Annotated in this window: 12 protein-coding genes; 8 read left to right on the top strand and 4 right to left on the bottom strand. The window is 42.9% G+C overall.

Translation table 11 applies throughout. The features are described from left to right. Positions 1 to 215 precede the first annotated feature (215 nt). Together HMPREF9009_RS08830 and HMPREF9009_RS08825 are read left to right on the top strand one after the other, a co-directional pair. Complete coding sequence (locus HMPREF9009_RS08830) at positions 216 to 3,347, top strand: SusC/RagA family TonB-linked outer membrane protein (protein ID WP_049701943.1); 3,132 nt, start codon at positions 216 to 218, stop codon at positions 3,345 to 3,347. A gap of 24 nt (positions 3,348 to 3,371) precedes the next feature. Beyond that, on the top strand, positions 3,372 to 5,453 hold the full coding sequence (locus HMPREF9009_RS08825; protein ID WP_004315618.1) for a RagB/SusD family nutrient uptake outer membrane protein: 2,082 nt from the start codon (positions 3,372 to 3,374) through the stop codon (positions 5,451 to 5,453). A gap of 92 nt (positions 5,454 to 5,545) precedes the next feature. On the opposite strand, the gene HMPREF9009_RS08820 is transcribed toward HMPREF9009_RS08825, so the two are convergent. From HMPREF9009_RS08820 to HMPREF9009_RS08805, 4 genes are all read right to left on the bottom strand, one after another. After that, the gene (locus tag HMPREF9009_RS08820; protein ID WP_049701942.1) at positions 5,546 to 6,235 is read right to left on the bottom strand and encodes an SGNH/GDSL hydrolase family protein; all 690 of its coding nucleotides are present in this window, start codon (positions 6,233 to 6,235) and stop codon (positions 5,546 to 5,548) included. 88 nt (positions 6,236 to 6,323) lie between these two features. Further along, a complete protein-coding gene (locus HMPREF9009_RS08815) occupies positions 6,324 to 7,706 on the bottom strand; it encodes an alpha-d-galacturonidase (protein WP_083444165.1) in 1,383 nt (460 codons plus the stop codon). A 62-nt stretch (positions 7,707 to 7,768) separates the two neighbouring features. Beyond that, complete coding sequence (locus HMPREF9009_RS08810; RefSeq protein WP_049701941.1) at positions 7,769 to 9,856, bottom strand: beta-galactosidase; 2,088 nt, start codon at positions 9,854 to 9,856, stop codon at positions 7,769 to 7,771. A gap of 331 nt (positions 9,857 to 10,187) precedes the next feature. Beyond that, the gene (locus HMPREF9009_RS08805; protein WP_049701940.1) at positions 10,188 to 12,545 is read right to left on the bottom strand and encodes a family 43 glycosylhydrolase; all 2,358 of its coding nucleotides are present in this window, start codon (positions 12,543 to 12,545) and stop codon (positions 10,188 to 10,190) included. A 243-nt stretch (positions 12,546 to 12,788) separates the two neighbouring features. On the opposite strand from HMPREF9009_RS08805, the gene HMPREF9009_RS08800 reads away from it, so the two are divergent. From HMPREF9009_RS08800 to HMPREF9009_RS08775, 6 genes are read left to right on the top strand one after another with little or no spacing between them, the layout of a single operon-like run. Then, entirely contained in the window at positions 12,789 to 15,665 is a 2,877-nt protein-coding gene (locus HMPREF9009_RS08800) for an exo-beta-1,4-galactosidase (protein ID WP_049701939.1), read from the top strand. Between the two features lie 56 nt (positions 15,666 to 15,721). Further along, on the top strand, positions 15,722 to 16,960 hold the full coding sequence (locus tag HMPREF9009_RS08795) for a rhamnogalacturonan acetylesterase (protein WP_049701938.1): 1,239 nt from the start codon (positions 15,722 to 15,724) through the stop codon (positions 16,958 to 16,960). Between the two features lie 55 nt (positions 16,961 to 17,015). After that, the gene (locus HMPREF9009_RS08790) at positions 17,016 to 18,551 is read left to right on the top strand and encodes a glycoside hydrolase family 28 protein (protein ID WP_049701937.1); all 1,536 of its coding nucleotides are present in this window, start codon (positions 17,016 to 17,018) and stop codon (positions 18,549 to 18,551) included. Further along, positions 18,502 to 19,104, top strand: coding sequence for a DUF4450 domain-containing protein (locus tag HMPREF9009_RS08785; protein ID WP_049701936.1), 603 nt, complete (start codon positions 18,502 to 18,504; stop codon positions 19,102 to 19,104). Before HMPREF9009_RS08790 ends, HMPREF9009_RS08785 begins: the two co-directional genes overlap by 50 nt. Then, positions 19,101 to 20,504, top strand: coding sequence for a rhamnogalacturonidase (locus tag HMPREF9009_RS08780; protein ID WP_049701935.1), 1,404 nt, complete (start codon positions 19,101 to 19,103; stop codon positions 20,502 to 20,504). The genes HMPREF9009_RS08785 and HMPREF9009_RS08780 overlap by 4 nt, the downstream gene beginning before the upstream one ends. Further along, positions 20,504 to 23,314, top strand: coding sequence for an alpha-L-rhamnosidase (locus HMPREF9009_RS08775; RefSeq protein WP_049701934.1), 2,811 nt, complete (start codon positions 20,504 to 20,506; stop codon positions 23,312 to 23,314). The genes HMPREF9009_RS08780 and HMPREF9009_RS08775 overlap by 1 nt, the downstream gene beginning before the upstream one ends. Positions 23,315 to 23,460: the final 146 nt, after the last annotated feature.

Below are 23,460 nucleotides of genomic sequence, written 5' to 3'. Positions count from 1 at the left end.
TAAAAAGAGAATCTAACTTTTGTTTAACTCTATAATAAATGTGCTATGTAAATATAGAAATATCACACAATATATTATACTACTAAACCTCTATAAAGTACTACGTTACAGGAATATCCATATAAAAAGAAACAAAGAGTCTTCATTAGAGGATAAAAAGATAAATCAACAATAAAGGATCTATAAACCAATATTTATAACTTAATAATTAAAGTATGAAAAGCAACAAAAAAGGTAATCACCTGTATGCCTATAAGGATACTATCCGACGGCTATTTCTTCTCACTTTGTTCTCCTTTTTAATAGTAGAATCCTATGCCCAAAACAAAACGATTTCGGGTACGGTTACAGATTTTACCGGAGAACCGGTTATTGGTGCCAGTGTGTTGGTTAATGGTACTACTAATGGTACAATTACTGATTTAAATGGCAAGTTTTCTCTTTCCAATGTACCAACCAAAGGTACAATCACTATCACTTATATAGGATACAAAAAGCAAGAAGTATCCGTAGCAGGAAATACTAACTTCAAGATAACTCTTCAAGAAGATACTGAAACGCTGGATGAAGTAGTAGTTGTGGGCTACGGTGTACAGAAGAAAAGCGATGTAACTGGCGCTATGGCCCGCGTAGGAGAAAAAGAATTAAAAGCAATGCCTGTAAGAAATGCATTGGAAGGAATGCAGGGCAAAACAGCAGGTGTGGATATTACATCTAGCCAACGTCCCGGAGAAGTCGGTAACATTAACATTCGTGGGCAACGCTCTATTAATGCAGAACAAGGACCACTGTATGTCGTAGACGGTATGGTAATTCAAAATGGAGGTATTGAAAACATCAATCCTTCCGACATTGAAGCTATTGACATTTTGAAAGATGCTTCGGCCACAGCCATTTATGGTTCACGTGGTGCCAATGGTGTAATTCTCGTAACTACTAAAAAAGGAAAAGAGGGAAAAGTAACCCTGAACTATTCAGGTACTGTTACTTTTGAAACATTACATGATGTCACAGAAATGATGTCTGCTACAGAATGGCTGGATTATGCTCGCCTAGCCAAATACAATGCGGGTTCTTATGCTTCGGCCACTCCAACTTTTGAAGCAGATAAAGCAGCATTCGGAAGTGTAAGCGCTTCGTGGAAGAATATCGAGCAAGCATGGTCAAACGGCAATTATGATCCCTCAAAGGTCGGCTCCTACGACTGGGCATCTCACGGCAAACAGACGGGTATCACCCACGAACATACCTTAAGTGCCTCCGGAGGTTCGGACAAATTCCAAGGTTATGCTTCATTCGGCTATCTAGATCAAAAAGGAACACAACCAGGACAAGCCTATGAACGTTATACATTAAAGACATCATTTGACATAACTCCTGTTGATTGGTTCAAAATGGGTTCTTCAATTAACGCATCATATTCTACTCAAGACTATGGATATAGTTTCTCTAAATCCGTAACTGGTTCCGGTGACTTCTATAGTGCATTAAGAAGCATGATCCCATGGACTGTGCCTTACGATGAAAACGGTGAATATGTCCGTTATCCAAGCGGTGACGTAAATATCATCAACCCCATCCGGGAATTAGACTATAATACCAATCAACGCCGTACTTTCCGTGCTTCTGCCAGCATGTACTCACAGATTGATTTCGGAAAAATTTGGAAACCACTGGAAGGTTTATCCTATCGTCTTCAGTTTGGTCCCGAATTTCAATTTTACACTCTAGGAGTTGCTAACGCTGCTGATGGCATCAATGGAGATGGTAACAACGGTGCACAATATAAGAACGAACAAAAGCGTGCATGGACATTGGATAACCTGATCTATTACAATAAAACTCTAGGTCAGCATAGTCTAGGAATGACATTGATGCAATCCGCTTCTGCCTATCATTACGAGATGGGAGATATGAGAGCCACCAATGTAGCCTCGTCGGATGAGCTTTGGTATAATATGGGATCTGCCGGTACATTGAATTCCTTTGGTACTGGACTAACCGAAACTCAGATGGCATCTTATATGGTTCGACTGAACTATGGTTACAAAGATAAATACTTGTTAACGGCATCTATGCGTTGGGATGGTGCCTCTCAATTAGCCGAAGGGCACAAATGGGCAAGTTTTCCTTCTGCAGCTATTGCATGGAGAATGGATCAGGAAGATTTCATGAAAGACATCAGTTGGTTGAATCAGTTGAAACTTCGTGTAGGTATGGGTGTCACAGGCAATGCAGCTATCAAAGCATACGCAACCAAAGGTGCCATCACCGGTTTATACTATAACTGGGGACAAAGTGATTCATCTTTAGGTTATGTACCTTCCGATCCTTCACAAAAAGAGCCTGCTAAAATGGCTAATCCAACCTTAGGCTGGGAACGAACTACACAATACAATGTCGGTATTGACTATGGTTTCTTTAATAACCGACTTACCGGTAGTATTGATGCATACAAAACAAAAACCAATGACTTATTATTAGAAATGTCAATCCCTTCATTAACGGGTTATGTTTCTACGTATGCCAATGTGGGTAAAACATCCGGATATGGTATTGATTTGCAAGTAAATGCAATACCAGTACAAACCAAAGATTTTACCTGGAGCACTACTTTAACATGGTCTATGGATAGAAACCGAATTGACGAATTATCTAACGGCAGAACTGAAGATGTGAATAACAAATGGTTTGTCGGTGAAGAAATCGGTGTTTATTACGACTGGGTATATGATGGAATATGGAAAACGGAAGAAGCTGAAGAAGCTGCTAAATACGGACGTAAGCCAGGACAAATCAAAGTAAAAGATTTAAATAATGATGGTGCAATAGATGCTAACGATGACAAGCAAATTGTAGGGCATACACGTCCACGCTGGACAGGTGGATGGAGCAACACTTTCAGCTATAAGAATTTTGAGCTTTCCTTCTTTATTCTGTCACGCTGGGGATTCACAGTCCCGCAAGGAGCTGTAACGCTCGACGGTCGCTATATGCAACGTAAAGTAGACTATTGGGTGGCTGGTACAAATGAAAATGCAAAATACTATTCACCCGGCTCCAACGGCGAAGGAGCCGATGCTTTCAACAGTGCAATGAACTATCAAGATGGATCGTACATTAAAGTACGTAATATTTCATTGGGCTATAATTTTACCCCGCAACAATTAAAGAAGTTGGGTATCAATAATCTGAAGCTATATGTTCAAGCCATGAACCCATTCAATATCTATAAGGCATGTGACTTTTTAGATACAGACTTGGTAAACTATGACAATAATACCAAGACATTTGGTTCACCTACCACTTTGAAGAGTTTTGTAATAGGTGTCAACATCGGATTCTAATCAACAAATTAAAGTAAAGACATTATGAAATTAAATAGAATATTATTTGCTGCTTTAATAGCCAGCGTAACAGGAAGCTCGATCACATCGTGCAGTGAGTCTTTCCTTGATGAAAATCTTACGACTCAATATAGTACAGACCGTTTTAAAACCCAGGAAGGTCTTGATGAATTGGTAACTGGCGCCTATCAGAAACTTAAATTTAAATTCAATTATATATGGGGAATCCAATGTTACAATATGGGAGTGGACGAGTTTACCGATGCTAACAATGTAATTCCTGCATGGAATCACTATAGCCAGGATTTAAACTCATCTGAAAATGGTGCCAACCAACCCATCTGGGATAATTACTACGGACTAGTTGAACCCGCAAACATATTGATTCAGAACATACCTCAATATTATAATCAGAGTTCACCTACATACAACACCCGTTTAGGAGAAGCACATTTCCTTAGAGCTTATGCTTATTTTGAATTAGTAAAACAATTTGGTGGCGTACCTTTGAAATTAGCTCCGTCTACAAGTGCCGAAACATATTTCACACGGAATTCTGCTGAAGAAATATACACACAGGTTATATCTGATTTTGGAGAAGCCTACAGACTACTTCCCAATAAAGGTGAATCAATCGGACGGATTAACAAATATGCTGCCGCACATTTCCTTGCAAAAGCACATTTATTCCGTGCATCTGAATTGTACAGCGATTGGAACAGTAATTATGTAGCATCCGACCTCGATGCTGTTATTCAATATGGTTCGGAAGTTGTAGATGCACATCCGTTGTGTAGTGATTATGTAGAACTTTGGGACTATGAACAGCCAAACGGAGCCAATGAAAAAGTAAGCGAAGTGATTCTAGCGGCTCAATTCTCTAATGATGAATCAACATGGGGACGCTTTGGAAATCAGATGCATCTTTATTATCCGGCCGTATATCAAGGCAATGATATAGGTGGATGTAAACGTGACATCTCAGGAGGACGTGAATTCTCATACGTAAGTGCTACAGAATATACCATGCAGGTATTTGACCGTGTCAATGACTCTCGTTTCTGGAAATCATTCATCACCTGTTATGGAGCCAACGAAACCAAAAGCGCTCCTACCTGGACAGCAGAAGATATGCCATACGCTCCGGCAGGTGTAAAAGAAGGTGACAAACGTTTTAGTGGAGGTGAACTCGGTATGAAATACATCGTTAATGACCCGGGAGACAACCGCTATGAGAAATATCCCAATGCTCCGGCATATACTGTTTTGAAAGATGGAAAAATGTGTAACACGTATACATATGTACGCTATTTCAAAGGGCAGGAACACAGTTGGAATGTAAATGAAAAAACAGGTAATTATTACGATATCATACCCCACAAACGTTCGGTAGCTTTATCTAAATTCCGTGATGGTTACCGTGTTTCTATTGCGTCTCAATTCGGTACTCGTGATGCTATTATCGCCCGTTCGGCAGATGATGTACTAATGGTTGCCGAGGCATATATTCGTAAGGGGGAAGCCAACTATGACAAAGCTATCGAGTGGATGAATAAATTACGTGAACGTGCCGGTTATAAAACAGGTGAGGATCGTAGTAAGAATGTAGATGGCGGACAAGCCTATAAGAACAATCCTTATTGTTCGGGAAAGGGGGGCGGTCATTCTTCTGAAGGTGCTATTTATTGGGAAGAAAATACTTATTACGAGTCAAACAATATAGAACAGGAAACCACTGCTTCTACCAAAACAACAATGAAATTAAATAGTGTATCAGATGTATATAATTCTACAGTAGATGTCCCTATTTACAACGAACTGGGCTGCACATCCAATGCTGACAAAATGATGTGCTTCCTGTTGAATGAACGTACAAGAGAACTTTGTGGCGAATTGCAACGCTGGGAAGATCTGGCACGTACCAAGACGTTAGACGCCCGTTGGCATAAATTCAACGATGGTGCCAGCAGAGGTCTTGGCGAATTCAAATCGGAGAAACATTACTATCGTCCGATCCCCCAAGCCTTCTTAGACGGTATCACCAATTCAAATGGTTCTGCATTAAGTAATGAGGAAAAGAAAGCAATGCAAAACCCGGGATATTAAGGTAAACAACTAATCCTATTGCCACTTGTCACTCTTTGAAATAGAATTTCTAATCAAAGAAGAACAAGTGGCAATATTTTTTAATGCTCCTTTCACTTCGTCTTCTTCACCATGAACTCTTTAATCTGTTCACTAATCTGCTCCATTCCCTTTATTGAAGGATGCCCACTCTTTTTGTCAATGTCATGCAATTCTATGCAATCAATATTATAATGCCTGCAGATAGTTCTGACTGATTCATTAAACTCTTCCTTTAAACCGGAATTCAATAGAAAATAGATTTCAACATTAGGATAGCGATCAATCATGTGATCGAGCATATAAGCCATAGCCGGACGGAATTTATACAAATCATCTTTAGTCCATCCCACATACTGATACTCCCCAAGCGGAGAACCAGCCCAACAATCATTGGTTGCGCCAAAAACAAAAATCACATTCGGGCAACCCAGTTGATCCATACGGGTTATAAAAGAACGATCCGAGTAATCTTCGTTGCGATAACCCGTATTACAAATCGTTGCACCCGAAAATGAATTATTGACACAAAGGCGGTAATTATTCTCTTTAATGAATTTATGCCACCACGTCTGTTTTACTGAAGTCACATCTGTTTGTTGTCGTGGAGAGACATAATACCAAATACTATTCGTATCTGGTTGTAGATATCCTTCAAACGTTGAATACGAGTCGCCTAAAATAGAAATAGATTTCAGGCTTTGAGCAAAACTTATACTGCTACATAAAATAGTAAGTAGCAGCAAAAAACAGGATTTCTTCATACTAGAATAAAGTTTTCAATTTTGCCGCTAATATACTACATTATGCTAATATGACAGTACGATTTTTTCTGCCAATTTCAGAAAATGATTATTTTACCTCCCTTTCATAGGTCACATTCTTCTCTACTACATTCTCCACATTATTCACTTTCTTCACGAACTTCTTCACTTCCCCTACCTTCACATTCTTGATTGTTACATTCTTCACCGGAAGTTTTGCATCTCCTTTCAATTCGTAAATAGCGTCTGCCGACTCACAAGTGACTTTATCCATATAAATGCCATCAATACGGGTAATCCGTTCTTCATAAGTAGGTACCAGATCCTTCCACTGGTATAGCACTTCGGTATCTATTTCAAGTACACGTTGAGCCATTCCTGCCTGTACATTCTTCATATAAACGTTTTCTATAAACCCACCTCTACGATGATTGGTTTTTACGAAAAAAAGACGCATTACTGAATTCGGAGCTGTGCAATCATGCATATAAATATTCCGTATTCCTCCGGAAATTTCACTTCCAATACCAAGCAAAGTATGTCCTTTAAGAATCTGGCAATTACGGATAACAATATTTTCGCAAGGAGTATTCAATCGCCAGGCATCTTGATTACGTCCGGCTTTAATCACTACTGCATCATCACCCTGATCGAAAGAACAATCTTCTACCAGAAAATTACGGCTCATTTCGAAATCAATACCGTCATTATTATGTCCATGTGCTTTTACATCCAGATTACGTACCAGTCCTCCGTCACACATATAAAGATGAATGGTCCAGAACGGACTTTCACGAATCTTAAACCCATCCAATAAAACATTCTTGCAGCGATTGAAATGAATCAAGTGCGGACGAAGGTGGTTCTCTCCTACCGCCATTTGACGTTCAATAACAGGAACATCGGTCGAAGCTTTCGTATATAACTCTTTCAATGCCTCCAAATGAGGTTGAGGACGTTTGAACCATACTTTCCAAGTATCCATCTTCGGCTGAAGAGTCCCTTTACCTGTAATTGCCACATTCTCACATTCAAAAGCATAGAGTAATGGAGAATAATTATAACATTCCAAACCTTCCCATGAAGTCATCACTGCCGGAAGATAATCAGAAGGATTATCCGTAAAATTCAGAATTGCATTCTCCTCCAAATAAAGATTTACATTACTTTTAAAATGAATTGGCCCAGTTAACCATATACCTGCCGGAACAACAACACGTCCGCCACCTGATTTATGACACGCTTCAATAGCGGCAGCAATTGCTTTTGTATTGTTTACTTCACCTCCGTTTTTTGCTCCGTAATCTGTTATCAAAAAGTCTTTGTCCGGATAGATAAATACTTTAATAGGTTGCATAGGGAAAGGAGCTTTCACCTTTACCATTTTATAATTATCAGCGGCAAAAGTAAAGGAAGCTGTCAATAAGCAAAGGCAGACAACTACCATCGGTTTCAGTAAGTAAGTCTTCATTACAATATCATTTTTTTAATTCTTCAAACACATCAAAGATAAGAATATTAATTTATAGCCGGTCACATTGAAAACACCAATACACCCGCTGTAGGAATATTTGTAGTTCCAATCAATGCTTTGGCTCCTTTCGGCAAGTTGAAGGCATAGGGCTGGTCTGAATAGTTCAAAACAATTCCCAAGCCATTCCGGTATTCCATTGTCACGCCATAAGGCAAATCCATTACCGGGATATTCAGCTGTGCATATAGTTTTTTCAATATATCTTTTTCCAATGCTCCGTTGTGGCTGTCCACTCCAACATAAGTAATCGTACCTTTCCCCAGTTTGCGGAAAGTCACAGCCGGACTTCCTGCGTAGAATTCGTTTTTATAAGTAGCCCATATTTGAGCATCTGCCGGAGGATTCAGAATCTCTCCCCATGTATTCCAGGCATACTCTTTTCCGTTCATAACAACAGTACCGGGATCTTCGGGAAGAAGCAAATCATAAAAGTTCATTTCATTTCCGGTCAGCGGAGTAATCATAGAGCCAAAAGGAGCCTCCGGGAGACGACCATAACGATCCTTCTGCGCCGTACGACAAGTAAGAATGAGGTTTCCGCCATTCTTCACATAAGAAATCCATTTGTCCACCAGTTCTTTATCAGCTAATTGATAAGCCGGCGCAATGACGACCGGATAATCAGATAAGTTCTTGGCTTCTGAAATAAAATCGACGGGTGCTCCGAATGATTTTAAGGTACGGTAATACTTTTCAATATGCGCAAAAGTATCCCAGGTCCGGTTTTGCTTCTGTCGCTCAATGCTCCAGGAGTTTTCAGGATTGAAAAGAATAGCTGTACGACGTGCCAGGTAATCAGCAGGCTTCGCCTCACGGGGAGCATAATGCTTACGAAGTTCACGAATCTCTTTTATAAAAGTTTCATACTCTTTTCCACCGGGGGTAACAGTCACTCCGTCTGTTCCTACTATTCCATAATGATACTGTTCTGTACCATAGAGCGGTTGGCGATAGCGGTAGGTACAAATAAAATCACTTCCACCGGCAAATACACTCCACATCCATAGACGGACAGCTCCCGGAAGAGGCTGGGGATTGATACTGCCCCAGTTCACTTGTCCCGGTTGCAGTTCCATTACACCATACGTTCCCTGTATCGGACGGAAAAAATCATTCGCCCAAGCAATACGCAATGGATTACCTACACGATAGCCCCGACGACCGATTCCCTCATTATCTCCATATACCATGTAACGGGTATAGCTTTGGAAATCCAACGCAGGACTACCACCAATATGTCCTTCATCATAGTTCGGTATATAATTGGTTGTTACCCATTGGTTCTTTGCATATTTCTTGATTAACAAGCATTGCTCATTCAGAAAATCATTGGTTTGCATTGCTGCAAAACGACGGTAATCCAAAATCTGATGATGATTCATAAACATCTGTACACGCTTGGGAAGCGTTATTTCATCAAAAGAAGAATAAGACTCACTCCAAAAAGCAGTTCCCCAGGCATTATTTAAAAGTTGAATGTCATTATTGTATTTGGCACGAAGAAAATCACGGAAGGCAAGTTCCGCTTTCGGATTATAGTCAAACTGTACGGCAGGTTCGTTATCGAGTTGCCATCCGATAATACGAGGATCGTTACCATAGTGCTGCGCCAGTTTTTCAATCATCTTATAAGATAACTCTCTGTAAAGAGGAGAAGCAAATGAAGCATGCTGACGGGCACCGTGGTCAAGTACCGTTCCATCTTCATTCTTCAACAGAATTTCAGGATATTTCCGGCTCATCCATACAGGAGGAGTGGCAGTAGACGTACACATTATCACTTTTAAATCATATTTGGCAGCTAAAGCTACCGCTCTGTCAAGCCAGGCAAAATCATAACGTCCTTCTTCCGGCTCCAACTGCGCCCAGGCAAACTCGGCAAAATGAGTAAATTCAAATCCCAGTTCATGCATTTTCTTGAAGTCACGTTCCCACTGGTTTTCATCCCAGTGTTCAGGATAATAGTAGACACCTGTCAGTGTCAGATCTTTGTCATTAAACCAAGAAGAGGGGTGTGCTGTGGTTGAAAGGGTCAGCAGACTGACACAAAGAATCGCTAATATTTTACTTTTTATCATATACTTCATAAATTCAATTGATTATTAATGTTAGCTATTGTTTATCATTCGTTTTATAAATGGGAATTTATCAGTTAAATGAGAATTTATCGGTTAAATGGGAATTTTGCAGTTAGGCTGAAAGCCTTACAATTATATATTTATTGGGGTGCCCTGAAAGGGCTTAATTATATAGCGTAGGGCAACGCCCTACGAAAAAAACACACCAGCCACAAGCCCTGAAAGGGCGGAACTGTATACAATTATGCCCTTTCAGGGCGCAAATTCAGATTGTCGTTTTTACGTAGGGCGTTGCCCTACGCTATATAATTAAGCCCTTTCAGGGCACTCCGCAAAATTATCATTTATCATAGATTTTCCATTCCCACAATCCTGCATCTCCCCTTCGGATATGAAGACGAAGATAACGTGCCTCCCCTATCTCCTTCGCCAAATGCGGGGAGCGCACTTCTACTTTAGCTTGTTCGGCACATGTCCGCCAGTTTTTTCCATCCATCGATTTTTCTAACCGCCACGTATGTCCTTCAGTAGGGCGGGTAAAGTAAAACTGACATTCGTTGACATTGCGAATCCCTTTTAAATCCACCGTAATGAATGAACTGCTATCCGTATCGGCTGCCATCCAACGAGTTCCATTCGATTCATCGGCTACATGAGCAGCCTGATAAGTATGCGTTCGAGTATAATTCTTCACGGAGGCTTTCTCCGGTAGAGGCTGGTTAGGCTGTGTTTCAATGCTAACCACAGAAGTGCGCGGTTCTTTCTCGCTGGAAGCATAAAAATGTGACTGCAAAGACAAATTCGTCCGTTTCTCTTGTGGAGCTGCCAAGTACCCCACTCCACGCTTATCGGGAACTAAAGTCTTAATTGTTCCGTCATCATTAAATTCCATCCAGTTGGCATATATCTGCCGGGTGGTTCCACCATCTCCGTATTCGAGATAAAGAAAGATATACTCATCTGTTCTTTCATCGTAAAATACATTGCCATGCCCCGGTCCCCACACTTGATTTTCGGGAGAAGAAAACAAAAAGATATCGTTGCCCTCCGGTTTCACAAAACCTGTAAGAGGAGATTCGCGGCTCATCATGTATGCATTTGCATAATTCTGATGACCGCTCAATGTATAAATATAATAATAGATACCTTTACGTTTAAACATTACGGGACCCTCTGAATATCCCTGACGGGCTGTTTTCAATGTCACCGGTTCCCCATCCAGATGAAGCCGGTCAGCAGAAAGACGTGCCGCATTCCGACGACGCCAAAAGATATATCCCGTACCGTCATCATCAATAAAAGGCTCTCCGTCGATATCATTAATAATGGCGGGGCTATCTACTTCTTCTCCGGAAACAAAAAGCCCTTTTCCTTCGGTAAACCGGAAAGGACCCTCCGGACGATCTGCAACAAGCACATAAGTCCCCATCTTATCACCGGGCTTGACAAAAGTGACATATAAATAAAACTTTCCATCGTGTTCAATCACTCTCCCGGGAGCCCAATACCGGAAATATCCTTTTTTCTTTTCACCTTTATCATTCGTATATTCATATCCTTTCGACCAGTCGAAACCACTAATATGAGAACCCTCAAAGCTCCAGTTTACAAAATCTTTCGACTTCCACACAACAGGTGTTCCGGCACGTTCAAGACCATAATCCAAATCAGTGGTTCCGTAGAGATAATAGGTATCACCAAACTTAGAAACGGAAGGATCCGCCACATTATCGGGGATTAAAGGATTATAAGTACGATTGGCTATCAATGCCTCCACCACGGAAGCATCTACCGCAAACGCCGTTCCATGACGGATGCCTCTCGGAAAAGAAACTTGATCGGACACGTCTTCCCATGTTTCGCCATGATCTAAAGAGCGAACGGCACCATAACGATGATCGCGGTATTTATCGAAATAAACATAAAGCGTATCACCGACAAAAAGAGGAGCAGGTCCTTCCGCCCAATACTTTCCTGTAATAGGCGCCGATACTTTGGTCGGAAATCCTTTTTCGACCTTTTTTGTACGCGTAACGCGCAAATTCTTTTCCGGCGGATTGGAGTTTTCATTCTTGACTATCATTATCAGGTCTCCCAGCTTCGGATCTTTCACAATAGCAGCGTCAATCACACTGAAATCAGGGTTGAAAAACATCTTTGTCTTTGAGAAAGTGCGGAAATCCTTTGTTGTCGCATAATAAATACGATGATTCAATCCCTTCTCGCTTTCGCTGGTAGGTATTTCCTTGTGACGACCGGGGATGGTAGTTGCCCAAAAGATATAGTAAGTTTGCGAAGGTTCGTCATAAAAGAGTTCAGGTGCCCAACAATTATGGGCAGTCGGCTCGTGCATCATCACCGGAATAGCCTGTTGTTCACTCCAATGAATTAAATCACGAGAAGAAGCATGGCCGATAATCCGATCAGTCCAACTGGAAGTCCAGACCATGTGGAAAGTTCCGTCCGGAGCCTGGCAAATACTCGGATCTCGCATTAATTTATCTTTACCAACGGAAGGTGTCAGATAAGACCGTCCGCCATTCAAAGGCATCCAGTTCAACCCGTCATAACTATAAGCTAAATGCAATCCATCTTTACTGTCATTGATGAAATAAGAAAAGAGATAAGCAGTCTTACCGGCGAAGATTGTCATTACCGAGCAAAGACTTAGAGCCATCCAAACAACTACTTTTTTCATGGTTCCTTTTAAGATTAAAAAGTTTACCCCGCAAAGATAAGGTATCTCCCAACCTCCTCAAAGATAAAGAGCATGGACAATATTTCAAATCCATGTAGTTTTGTACACCATCCGTCCTATAAGTGCATTTTGATACAATATTCTATGTATCTGTACATCTTTCTATTTACTAAACCCTTAAAAAGCTCTACTTTAGCGGCAGATTTTAAAATAGAGATGAAAAACATATCAATTCTATATATCATGAAACAACTTTTAGTAAGTATTGCCATCGTATTTGCCTCTATACTGACCGTAACGGGGCAAAATCATTCTTTCAGTTTATCCGGCAAATGGAATTTCCAGATAGACCGGGAAGATATCGGCACCAAGGAACAATGGTTCAAAAAAAGCCTTGATGATCAGATTAATCTCCCCGGCTCCATGCCCGAAAAGCTGAAAGGAGATGAAGTAACCGCCCGCACCCGGTGGACCGGAAGCTTGTATGACAGCTCTTACTATTTCAATCCATACATGGAGAAATACAGAATAGAAGGACAAGTGAAACTTCCCTTTTTCCTGACTCCCGACAAACATTATGTAGGGGTAGCCTGGTATCAAAAGAAAGTTACAATACCTTCCAACTGGAAAGGAGAAAGAATCACTCTTTTCCTGGAACGCCCGCACATCGAAACGACCGTATGGGTCAATCAACAGGAACTCGGTATGCAGAACAGTCTTTGTGTCCCTCATGTGTATGATCTGACTTCTGCTGTTACTCCCGGCAAAACCTGCCTGATTACTATCCGCATCGACAACCGCATCAAAGAAATCAATGTAGGTCCCGACTCTCACAGCATCACCGACCAGACCCAAGGTAACTGGAACGGGATCGTAGGACGAATCGAATTACAGGCCACTCCTAAAGTTCATTTTGAAGACATTCAGATATACCCTGATTTAAACAATCAGAAAGCACTGGTACGCATGAACATACAGTCTGCCTCTTCCACCAAAGGAGATATTACACTTTCTGCCGAAAGTTTCAATACGGACACTCAACACAAAGTAGCTCCTGTTCAGCAAAGCTTCCATATCCGTCCGGGAGACAATGCAATAGAGATGGAACTTCCTATGGGAAAAAATTTCCTCACATGGGATGAGTTCAATCCTGCACTGTATAAACTGACGGCAAAATTGACCAACGGTAAACAGTCCGACATCAAACAGGTACAATTTGGTATGCGCGATTTCAAGATAGAAGGAAAATGGTTCTACGTCAATGGTCGCAAAACAATGCTTCGCGGCACAGTGGAAAACTGTGATTTCCCATTGACCGGTTATGCTCCAATGGACGTAGCTTCCTGGGAGCGGGTGTTCCGCATTTGCCGCAACTATGGTTTGAATCACATGCGTTTTCATTCTTTCTGCCCGCCGGAAGCTGCTTTTATCGCAGCCGATCTAGTCGGTTTCTATCTGCAACCGGAAGGTCCGAGTTGGCCGAATCACGGACCAAGATTGGGTAACGGTCAGCCAATTGACAAATATCTGATGGACGAAACAATTGCCCTGACTAAAGAATACGGAAACTATGCATCTTACTGTATGCTGGCTTGTGGTAACGAACCTTCCGGACGCTGGGTAGCATGGGTGAGCAAGTTTGTCGATTATTGGAAAGCGACAGATCCGCGTCGTGTATATACGGGAGCTTCCGTAGGAAACAGCTGGCAGTGGCAACCTCACAATGAATACCATGTGAAAGCCGGAGCACGCGGTTTGAGTTGGGCAGGTGCACAACCGGAAAGCGAATCGGATTATCGCGCAAGGATAGACACCGTGAAACAACCGTATGTATCACATGAAACAGGTCAATGGTGCGTATTCCCGAATTTCAACGAAATCCGCAAATATACCGGAGTCAACAAAGCGAAGAACTTTGAGATTTTCAGGGATATTCTGAATGATAATCACATGGGAGGCCAAAGTTATGATTTTATGATGGCTTCGGGCAAATTGCAGGCACTTTGTTATAAGCATGAGATTGAAAAGACATTGCGTACCCCCGATTATGCAGGTTTCCAATTGCTGGCTCTCAACGATTACTCGGGTCAGGGAACGGCATTGGTCGGCGTACTGGATGTATTTTTTGAAGAGAAAGGATATATCAACGCGGAGCAATTCAGACGTTTTTGCAGCCCGACTGTCCCCTTAGCCCGTATTCCGAAGTTTGTATATGCCAATGATGAAACATTCCATGCCGACATCGAAGTTTCTCACTTTGGTGCAGCCCCTCTGCAAGGAGCAAAAACTAGCTATACCATCAAAGACAAGTTCGGAAAGGTGTATGCCAAAGGAACTGTCGGCACACAAACGATTCCTATTGGAAACCTTTGTGCACTAGGCAGCGTGGATATGAATCTGAAAGGGATCGATACTCCGCAGAAACTAAATCTGGAAGTATGTATTGAAGGCAGCGATGCCGTCAATGACTGGGATTTCTGGGTATATCCTGCACAAGTGGAACTGACACAGGGAAGTGTATATACTACCGACACACTGGATGAAAAAGCCGTTTCCGTACTGAAAGAAGGGGGAAATGTCTTGATTACGGCAGCCGGCAAAATACAATACGGAAAAGAAGTTAAACAATACTTTACTCCGGTATTCTGGAATACTTCCTGGTTCAAGATGCGCCCGCCGCACACAACTGGTATTTTCCTGAATGAATATCATCCTCTTTTCCGTGAATTTCCTACGGAATTTCATAGTAACCTGCAATGGTGGGAATTATTAAATAAAGCCCAGGTGATGCAATTTACCGACTTTCCGGCAGAATTCCAGCCAACCGTTCAAAGCATCGACACCTGGTTCATCAGCCGGAAAATCGGAATGTTGTTTGAAGCAAACGTATTGAACGGTAAACTGATGATGACCAGTATGGATATCACTTCTCAACCGGAGAAACGAATCGTTGCCCGACAAATGCATAAGGCAATCCTGGATTATATGAATTCAGACGCTTTCCGCCCGTCAGCAACCATTGCCCCGGAACTGATACAAGCATTGTTCACCAAAGTGGCAGGAGATGTAAAATCTTATACCAAAGATTCGCCGGACGAGCTCAAACCGAAAATTAACTAAATGGGAAATTATCAGGCACGGATTACATAAACCAATATACATTCATATTATTTATAATGAAAACTACTATCATAGGCTTACTACTCTTGGCTACAATAACCGTCAATGCCCAAGAAAAAGTCCGAACCTACCAACTGTCGGACGCACCCCGATATAGCGAGGAGACGAGATACGGATACGACCTCACCGCCACACCCGAGAAAGGGAGTAAATCACCTTTCTTCTTCTCTGTCCGTGTTCCGGACGGGAATTACAAAGTTACAGTACGCCTGGGAAGTAAAAAACAGGCAGGAGTGACCACCGTAAGAGGTGAGTCACGCCGGCTATTTGTTGAGAACCTGCCAACTAAAAAAGGACAATTCGTAGACGAAACATTTATCATCAATAAACGTACCCCTCGTATCTCCGAAAAAGAATATGTACGAATCAAGCCCCGTGAGAAAGCGAAACTGAACTGGGATGATAAACTGACATTGGAATTTAATGGAGATGCACCTGTGTGCCAAAGTATCCGTATCGAGCCTGCCAATCCGTCAGTCATCACTGTTTTTCTGTGCGGAAACAGTACGGTAGTCGATCAGGACAACGAACCTTGGGCTAGCTGGGGACAAATGATCCCTCACTTCTTCGGAACAGATGTTTGCATCGCCAATTATGCGGAATCCGGTGAATCGGCCAATACTTTTATCGGAGCAGGACGTTTGAAAAAAGCATTGAGCCAGATGAAGAAAGGCGATTATCTCTTCATGGAGTTCGGACATAACGATCAGAAGCAGAAAGGTCCCGGAAAAGGAGCTTACTACTCTTTTATGACCAGCCTGAAAACATTCATCGACGAAGCACGAGCACGTGGAGCATATCCCGTACTGGTTACTCCCACCCAACGCCGGAGCTTTGACTCAACCGGACATATCCGCGATACACACGAAGATTATCCGGAGGCCATGCGCTGGCTGGCCGCCAAAGAAAATATTCCTTTGATTGACCTCAACGAAATGACTCGGACACTATATGAAGCGTTAGGCACGGAAACATCCAAACGCGCCTTCGTACACTATCCGGCAGGAACTTATCCCGGACAGACCAAGGCTTTTGAAGACAATACCCACTTTAACCCCTACGGTGCTTATCAGATAGCCCTGTGTGTGATTGAAGGTATGAAGAAAGCCGTACCCGAGTTAGCCAAACACTTGAAAATAGACCCGGCATATAACCCGGCACACCCGGATGATGTGAATACTTTCCACTGGAACGAATCACCTTTCACAGAAATAGAGAAGCCGGACGGAAATTAAGAGATAAGTATTAGGTATTAAGTATCAAGTATTAAGTATCAGGCATTAGATAAATATGAAAACCAAAAGCATCTTTCCCCTGTTCCTATTGGCAGGCACACTTTTGACAGCAGCTTGCGTCACCCCAACGGCCAAACAGGCAGGAAGCAACAGCTTCGAATGGGGGCAAGTACCGCAACAACCGGATTTGTCATGGGCTGACAGTGTAGGAAGCCGGCAAATGCCCGGAAACAGTCTTATTTTATCCGCCAATTCTTTTGGCGCAGTAGCAGACAGCACGGTGCTTAGCACAGAGGCTATCCAGAAAGCAATCGACAGTTGTTCCGTCTCCGGTGGAGGCACGGTCACCCTTCAACCGGGATATTATCAGACAGGGGCATTGTTCGTAAAAAGCGGTGTCAACCTGCAACTGGATAAAGGAGTGACTCTACTGGCTAGTCCTCACATTCATCACTATCCTGAATTCCACTCGCGAGTTGCAGGTATTGAGATGACATGGCCGGCGGCAGTAATCAACATTGTCAACGAAAAAAATGCTGCCGTCAGTGGAGAGGGAACGCTGGATTGCCGGGGCAAAGTATTTTGGGATAAATATTGGGAAATGCGGAAAGAATATGAAGCGAAAGGATTACGCTGGATTGTAGATTACGACTGCAAACGTGTACGGGGTATTCTCGTGGAACGCAGTTCGGACGTTACCCTCAAAGGATTCACTCTGATGCGGACAGGCTTTTGGGGATGCCAGGTTCTTTATTCCAATTACTGCACCATAGACGGACTGGTCATTAATAATAACTTGGGAGGACACGGCCCTAGTACGGATGGTATCGACATTGACTCGTCTACTAATATTCTGATTGAAAACTGCGACGTCGATTGCAATGATGATAATATTTGTATCAAATCGGGACGCGACGCAGACGGATTGCGTGTCAATCTCCCCACGGAGAATGTAGTAATACGCAACTGTATAGCCCGCAAAGGCGCAGGCCTCATCACCTGTGGCAGTGAAACCTCCGGCAGCATACGGAATATATTGGGATACAATCTTCAAGCAGTCGGCACCTCGGCTGTACTCCGGTTAAAGAGTGCCATGAACCGCGGAGGAACGATCGAAAATATCTATATGACCGACGTAAAAGCAGAAAACGTCCGCCACGTACTGGCTGCGGATCAGAACTGGAATCCCAGTTATAGTTACAGTGTATTACCCAAAGAGTATGAAGGGAAAGATATTCCGGAACATTGGAGAGTAATGCTGACTCCGGTAACACCTCTCGAAAAAGGCTATCCGCACTTCCGCAATGTGTATGTATCGAAAATCAAAGCAGAAAATGTAGATGAATTTATCTCTGCTTCCGGCTGGAATGACTCGTTACGTCTGGAAAATTTCTATCTTTATGCCATCGAAGCGCAGACCAATAAACCGGGAAAAATCTGCTATACAAAAAACTTCAATTTGTCTGAAATAACATTGGATATGAAAGACAAAAACGCTATTGAACTAAAGGAAAATGAACAAAGTAATATCCACTTCAACTATGCTGAAACAACTCCTGACCACCGTACTGCTGGGAATCTTGCTCATTGATGCGCAAGCACAATCCCTGACTCCGCCTGCCGGTACTTTCCGGCTGGGAATATCGAAGGGAAATGAAAGTCACTGGCTGAAGCCTAAAGAAAAAGTAGAAGGGATCCATTTCCAATGGAAAGCCCTGCCCGATAGTCATGGATTTATTCTGGAAGTAGAAGTGACTTCCACATCAAAGGCGGATAAGCTCTTTTGGAGCTTCGGCGATTGCCAGCCGGATTCGGATATCAATGTCTTCAGTGTGGAAGGACAAGCTTTCACTTGCTATTATGGAGAAAGTATGAAATTACGTACTTTACAGGCTGTCACTCCCAGCGATGATATTCGCTTGAGCAACGGACATAAAGATGAAACTCCCCTGATGCTTTACGAATCGGGCAAACGGACCGACCGACCGGTATTGGCCGGACGTTGCAATCTCTCTCCACCCCCCTCTCAAGAAAAGTACACCAAGCCACTCCGACTTTACTTCTGCTTCTACGAACAGAATGAAAAAGCGGATTACAACTATTATATGTTACCGGATATTTTTGCCAAAATCGACAAAAAATGAAAAGAGCTTATTTATTATTCACTCTGTTAATTGGTTGCATCCATATACATGCAGCCATTTATAACGTTAAGGACTTTGGAGCCAAAGCGGATGGAAAAACCATCGATTCTCCTGCTATCAATCGTGCGATTGAAGCAGCTGCAGAAGCGGGAGGAGGTACGGTTTACCTACCAGCCGGAGAATATGCCTGTTATTCTATCCGGTTAAAAAGTAACATTCATTTGTATCTGGAGCAAGGTACGTGTATTCTTGCCGCTTTCCCCGAAAAAGAGGAAGGATACGATAGTGCCGAACCGAATGAACATAACAAATATCAGGATTTCGGACACAGCCATTGGAAGAATTCCTTAATTTGGGGAATCGGGCTGGAGAACATAACGATCAGTGGGCCCGGACTTATCTACGGTAAAGGGCTGACTCGCGAAGAAAGCCGTCTGCCGGGTGTAGGCAATAAAGCTATCAGCTTGAAGGAGTGTAGAAATGTGACTCTGAAAGATTTATCCATGCTACATTGCGGACATTTTGCCCTGTTGGCTACAGGAGTAGATCATCTGACTATTCTGAATCTGAAAGTAGATACAAACCGGGATGGATTCGATATTGATTGTTGCCGGAATGTGCGTATCAGCCAGTGCACGGTGAACTCGCCCTGGGATGATGCCATTGTATTGAAAGCATCCTACGGTTTAGGACGCTTTCAGGATACGGAAAATGTGACGATCAGTGATTGTTATGTAAGTGGTTATGATAAAGGAAGTGTATTGGATGGCACCTGGCAACTGGACGAACCGCAAGCCCCCGATCATGGTTACCGCACCGGACGCATCAAACTGGGAACAGAAAGCAGCGGAGGTTTCCGCAATATTGCGATTACTAATTGTATCTTTGAACATTGCAGGGGACTGGCATTGGAAACGGTAGACGGAGGACATCTGGAAGATATTGTTATCAACAATATAACGATGAGGAATATTGTCAACGCTCCTATCTTTCTCCGGTTAGGCGCACGTATGCGTAGCCCCGAAGGTACGCCTGTAGGCACCATGAAACGTATTCTCATCAGCAACATCAACGTTTGGAATGCCGACAGCCGTTATGCCTCCATCATCAGCGGAGTGCCGGGTGCATGTATTGAGGACGTCACTTTTCGGAATATTCACCTCTATTATAAAGGAGGATATAGCGAAGAGGATGGCAAACGTATTCCGCCCGAACAGGAGAAAGTATATCCCGAGCCCTGGATGTTCGGCACTATTCCCGCTAAAGGGTTTTATATCCGCCATGCACGGAATATTACCTTCGACGGCATCCGCTTCCACTTTGAACAACCGGACGGACGACCGCTTTTTGTAACTGATGACGCAGAAAACATAGAATACTATAATACACCGAAAGAATAATGAATAAAAGACAATTGATAGTTCTTTGCCTGCTCGCCGCAGGTGGAGTAATGCAAGCACAACAATGGCCGAACACTCCGGTGGAAACACGTCCCGGTGCCAGATGGTGGTGGCTGGGAAGTGCCGTAGACGAAAAGAATCTGACGTATAATCTGGAAGAATACGCACGCACCGGAATGGGAGCAGTAGAAATTACTCCTATCTATGGGGTGCAAGGCAATGACGCGAATGAAATTCAGTTTCTTTCTCCCCGCTGGATGGAAATGCTTAAACATACACAGGCGGAAGGAAAACGTACGGGTATCGAGATTGATATGAATACTGGAACAGGATGGCCTTTTGGCGGACCTGAAGTCAGTATCGAAGATGCGGCTACCAAGGCTATCTTCCAGACATACGAAATAGAGGGCGGCAAAGAGATTGAACAGGATATCAATGTGACCGATCCCAAACAACAACCATTTTCCGTACTAAGCCGGGTGATGGCATACGATGAAAAAGGCAAATGTATCAACCTGACTGCTCACGTCAAAAAAGACAAACTGCAATGGAAAGCGCCTGCCGGCAAATGGAAAGTGATCGCTCTTTACATCGGAAAAACAAGGCAGAAAGTGAAACGGGCAGCTCCGGGAGGAGAAGGCTATGTGATGAATCACCTCTCAAAAAAGGCGGTAAAAAATTATCTTTCCCGCTTTGACCGTGCTTTCAAAAGTAGCAAGACAAGTTATCCGCATACTTTCTTCAACGATTCATACGAGGTTTATCAAGCTGACTGGACGGATGATTTCCTGGAACAGTTCGCTCGTAGACGGGGGTATAAACTGGAAGAACATTTCTCCGAGTTTCTGGATGAAAATCGTCCGGAAGTTAGCAGACGTATCGTGTCGGATTACCGGGAAACCATTTCCGACCTCTTATTGGAGAACTTCAGTCATCAATGGACAGACTGGGCACACAAAAACGGTAGTATCACCCGTAATCAAGCACACGGTTCGCCCGGCAATTTGATTGATATCTATGCTTCCGTGGATATTCCCGAATGTGAAGGTTTTGGACTGTCGCAGTTCCATATCGAAGGATTGCGTCAGGACACATTGACCAAAAAGAATGATTCGGACCTGTCTATGCTGAAATATGCCTCCTCGGCAGCTCATATTGCAGGAAAAACGTATACTTCTTCCGAGACATTTACATGGCTGACGGAGCATTTCCGTACTTCCCTATCGCAATGTAAACCGGATATGGATTTGATGTTTGTTTCCGGAGTCAATCACATGTTTTTCCACGGTACTCCTTATTCTCCGAAAGAAGCCGAATGGCCCGGATGGCTGTTCTATGCTTCTATCAATATGAGCCCGACGAACAGTATTTGGCGTGATGCTCCTTCTTTCTTCCATTACATTACCCGCTGTCAGAGTTTTCTGCAAATGGGACGGCCGGATAATGATTTCCTGATTTATCTTCCGGTATATGACATGTGGAACGAGCAACCGGGACGATTGTTACTGTTCACCATCCACCACATGGATAAACTCGCTCCCAAATTTATCAATGCTATCCATCGTATTAATAACAGCGGATATGACGGGGATTATATCTCTGACAACTTTATTCGCAGTACCCGTTTCAAGAACGGCCAGTTAGTTACATCAGGCGGCACTGGTTATAAAGCCCTGGTAGTACCTGCTGCGCACTTGATGCCGAGTGATGTGCTGGCACATCTTTATGAACTAGCCAAGCAAGGAGCTACCATTGTATTCCTCGAAAACTATCCGACAGATGTACCGGGATATGGTCAGCTGGAACAGAAACGAAAAAGTTATCAACAGACTTTGAAGAATCTGCCTGCCGTATCGTTTTCAGAAACAACCGTTACTCCGATTGGGAAAGGTAAGATTATCACCGGAACGGATTATGCACGTACATTAGCCAGTTGCAATATCCCTGCGGAAGAAATGAAAACAAAATTCGGGTTACAGACCATTCGAAGAGTTAATGACACAGGACATCATTACTTCATCTCTTCATTGCAGAACAAAGGAGTAGATGGTTGGATTACTTTAGGTACAAATGCCGAAACAGCCGCTCTCTTTAACCCCATGAACGGAGAATGTGGAGAAGCGAAAGTGCGTCAGGTAGACGGAAAGACACAAGTCTATCTGCAATTAAAATCGGGCGAATCTATCATCCTGCAAACGTACCGACAACCTTTACAAGCATCCAAGCCGTGGAAATATGTAAAAGAACAACCCTTTAGTCTTCGCCTGGACCATGGCTGGAAATTGCACTTTGCTGAAAGCACACCGGATATTCAGGGTACATTTGATATAGACCGTCCATGTTCATGGACAAACATAGATCATCCGGCAGCCCAAACAAATATGGGAACTGGCGTGTATTCTTTGGATATTGAGTTGCCGGCTCTGAAAGCTGATAACTGGATCCTTGACTTGGGAGACGTACGCGAAAGTGCCCGTGTTCGAATCAACGGACAGGAAGCAGGCTGTGTATGGGCAGTACCTTATCAGCTTAAGGTAGGACAATTCCTGAAACCTGGAAAAAACCACATCGAGATAGAAGTCACTAACCTCCCTGCGAATCGGATTGCAGAATTGGACAGACAGGGAGTGCAGTGGCGCAAATTCAAGGAAATCAATATTGTAGATTTAAGATATCGTCCGGCTAATTATGGGCATTGGGCTCCTATGCCTTCCGGTTTGAATAGTGAAGTACGATTGATTCCAGTAGATTTTACACAGGTCACCACAGAGGACACAAAGGACGCAGAGGTGAAAACGGTCCGGATATAAACTAAACAGATGGATCTTCTACTTTATTAGTGAAAGATAATTTCTTTCACTAATAACTTTTATATCTTTCTTTCTAAAAAAAGTGATCGGACTTGCATTCCAGTTTTCGTTTGACTTAAGTTAAGCGATAGTTTGACTTAAGTTAT

Source organism: Bacteroides sp. 3_1_13 (assembly GCF_001185845.1).
Classification (GTDB): domain Bacteria; phylum Bacteroidota; class Bacteroidia; order Bacteroidales; family Bacteroidaceae; genus Bacteroides; species Bacteroides xylanisolvens.
This window is presented reverse-complemented; position numbering and strand designations above follow the sequence as displayed.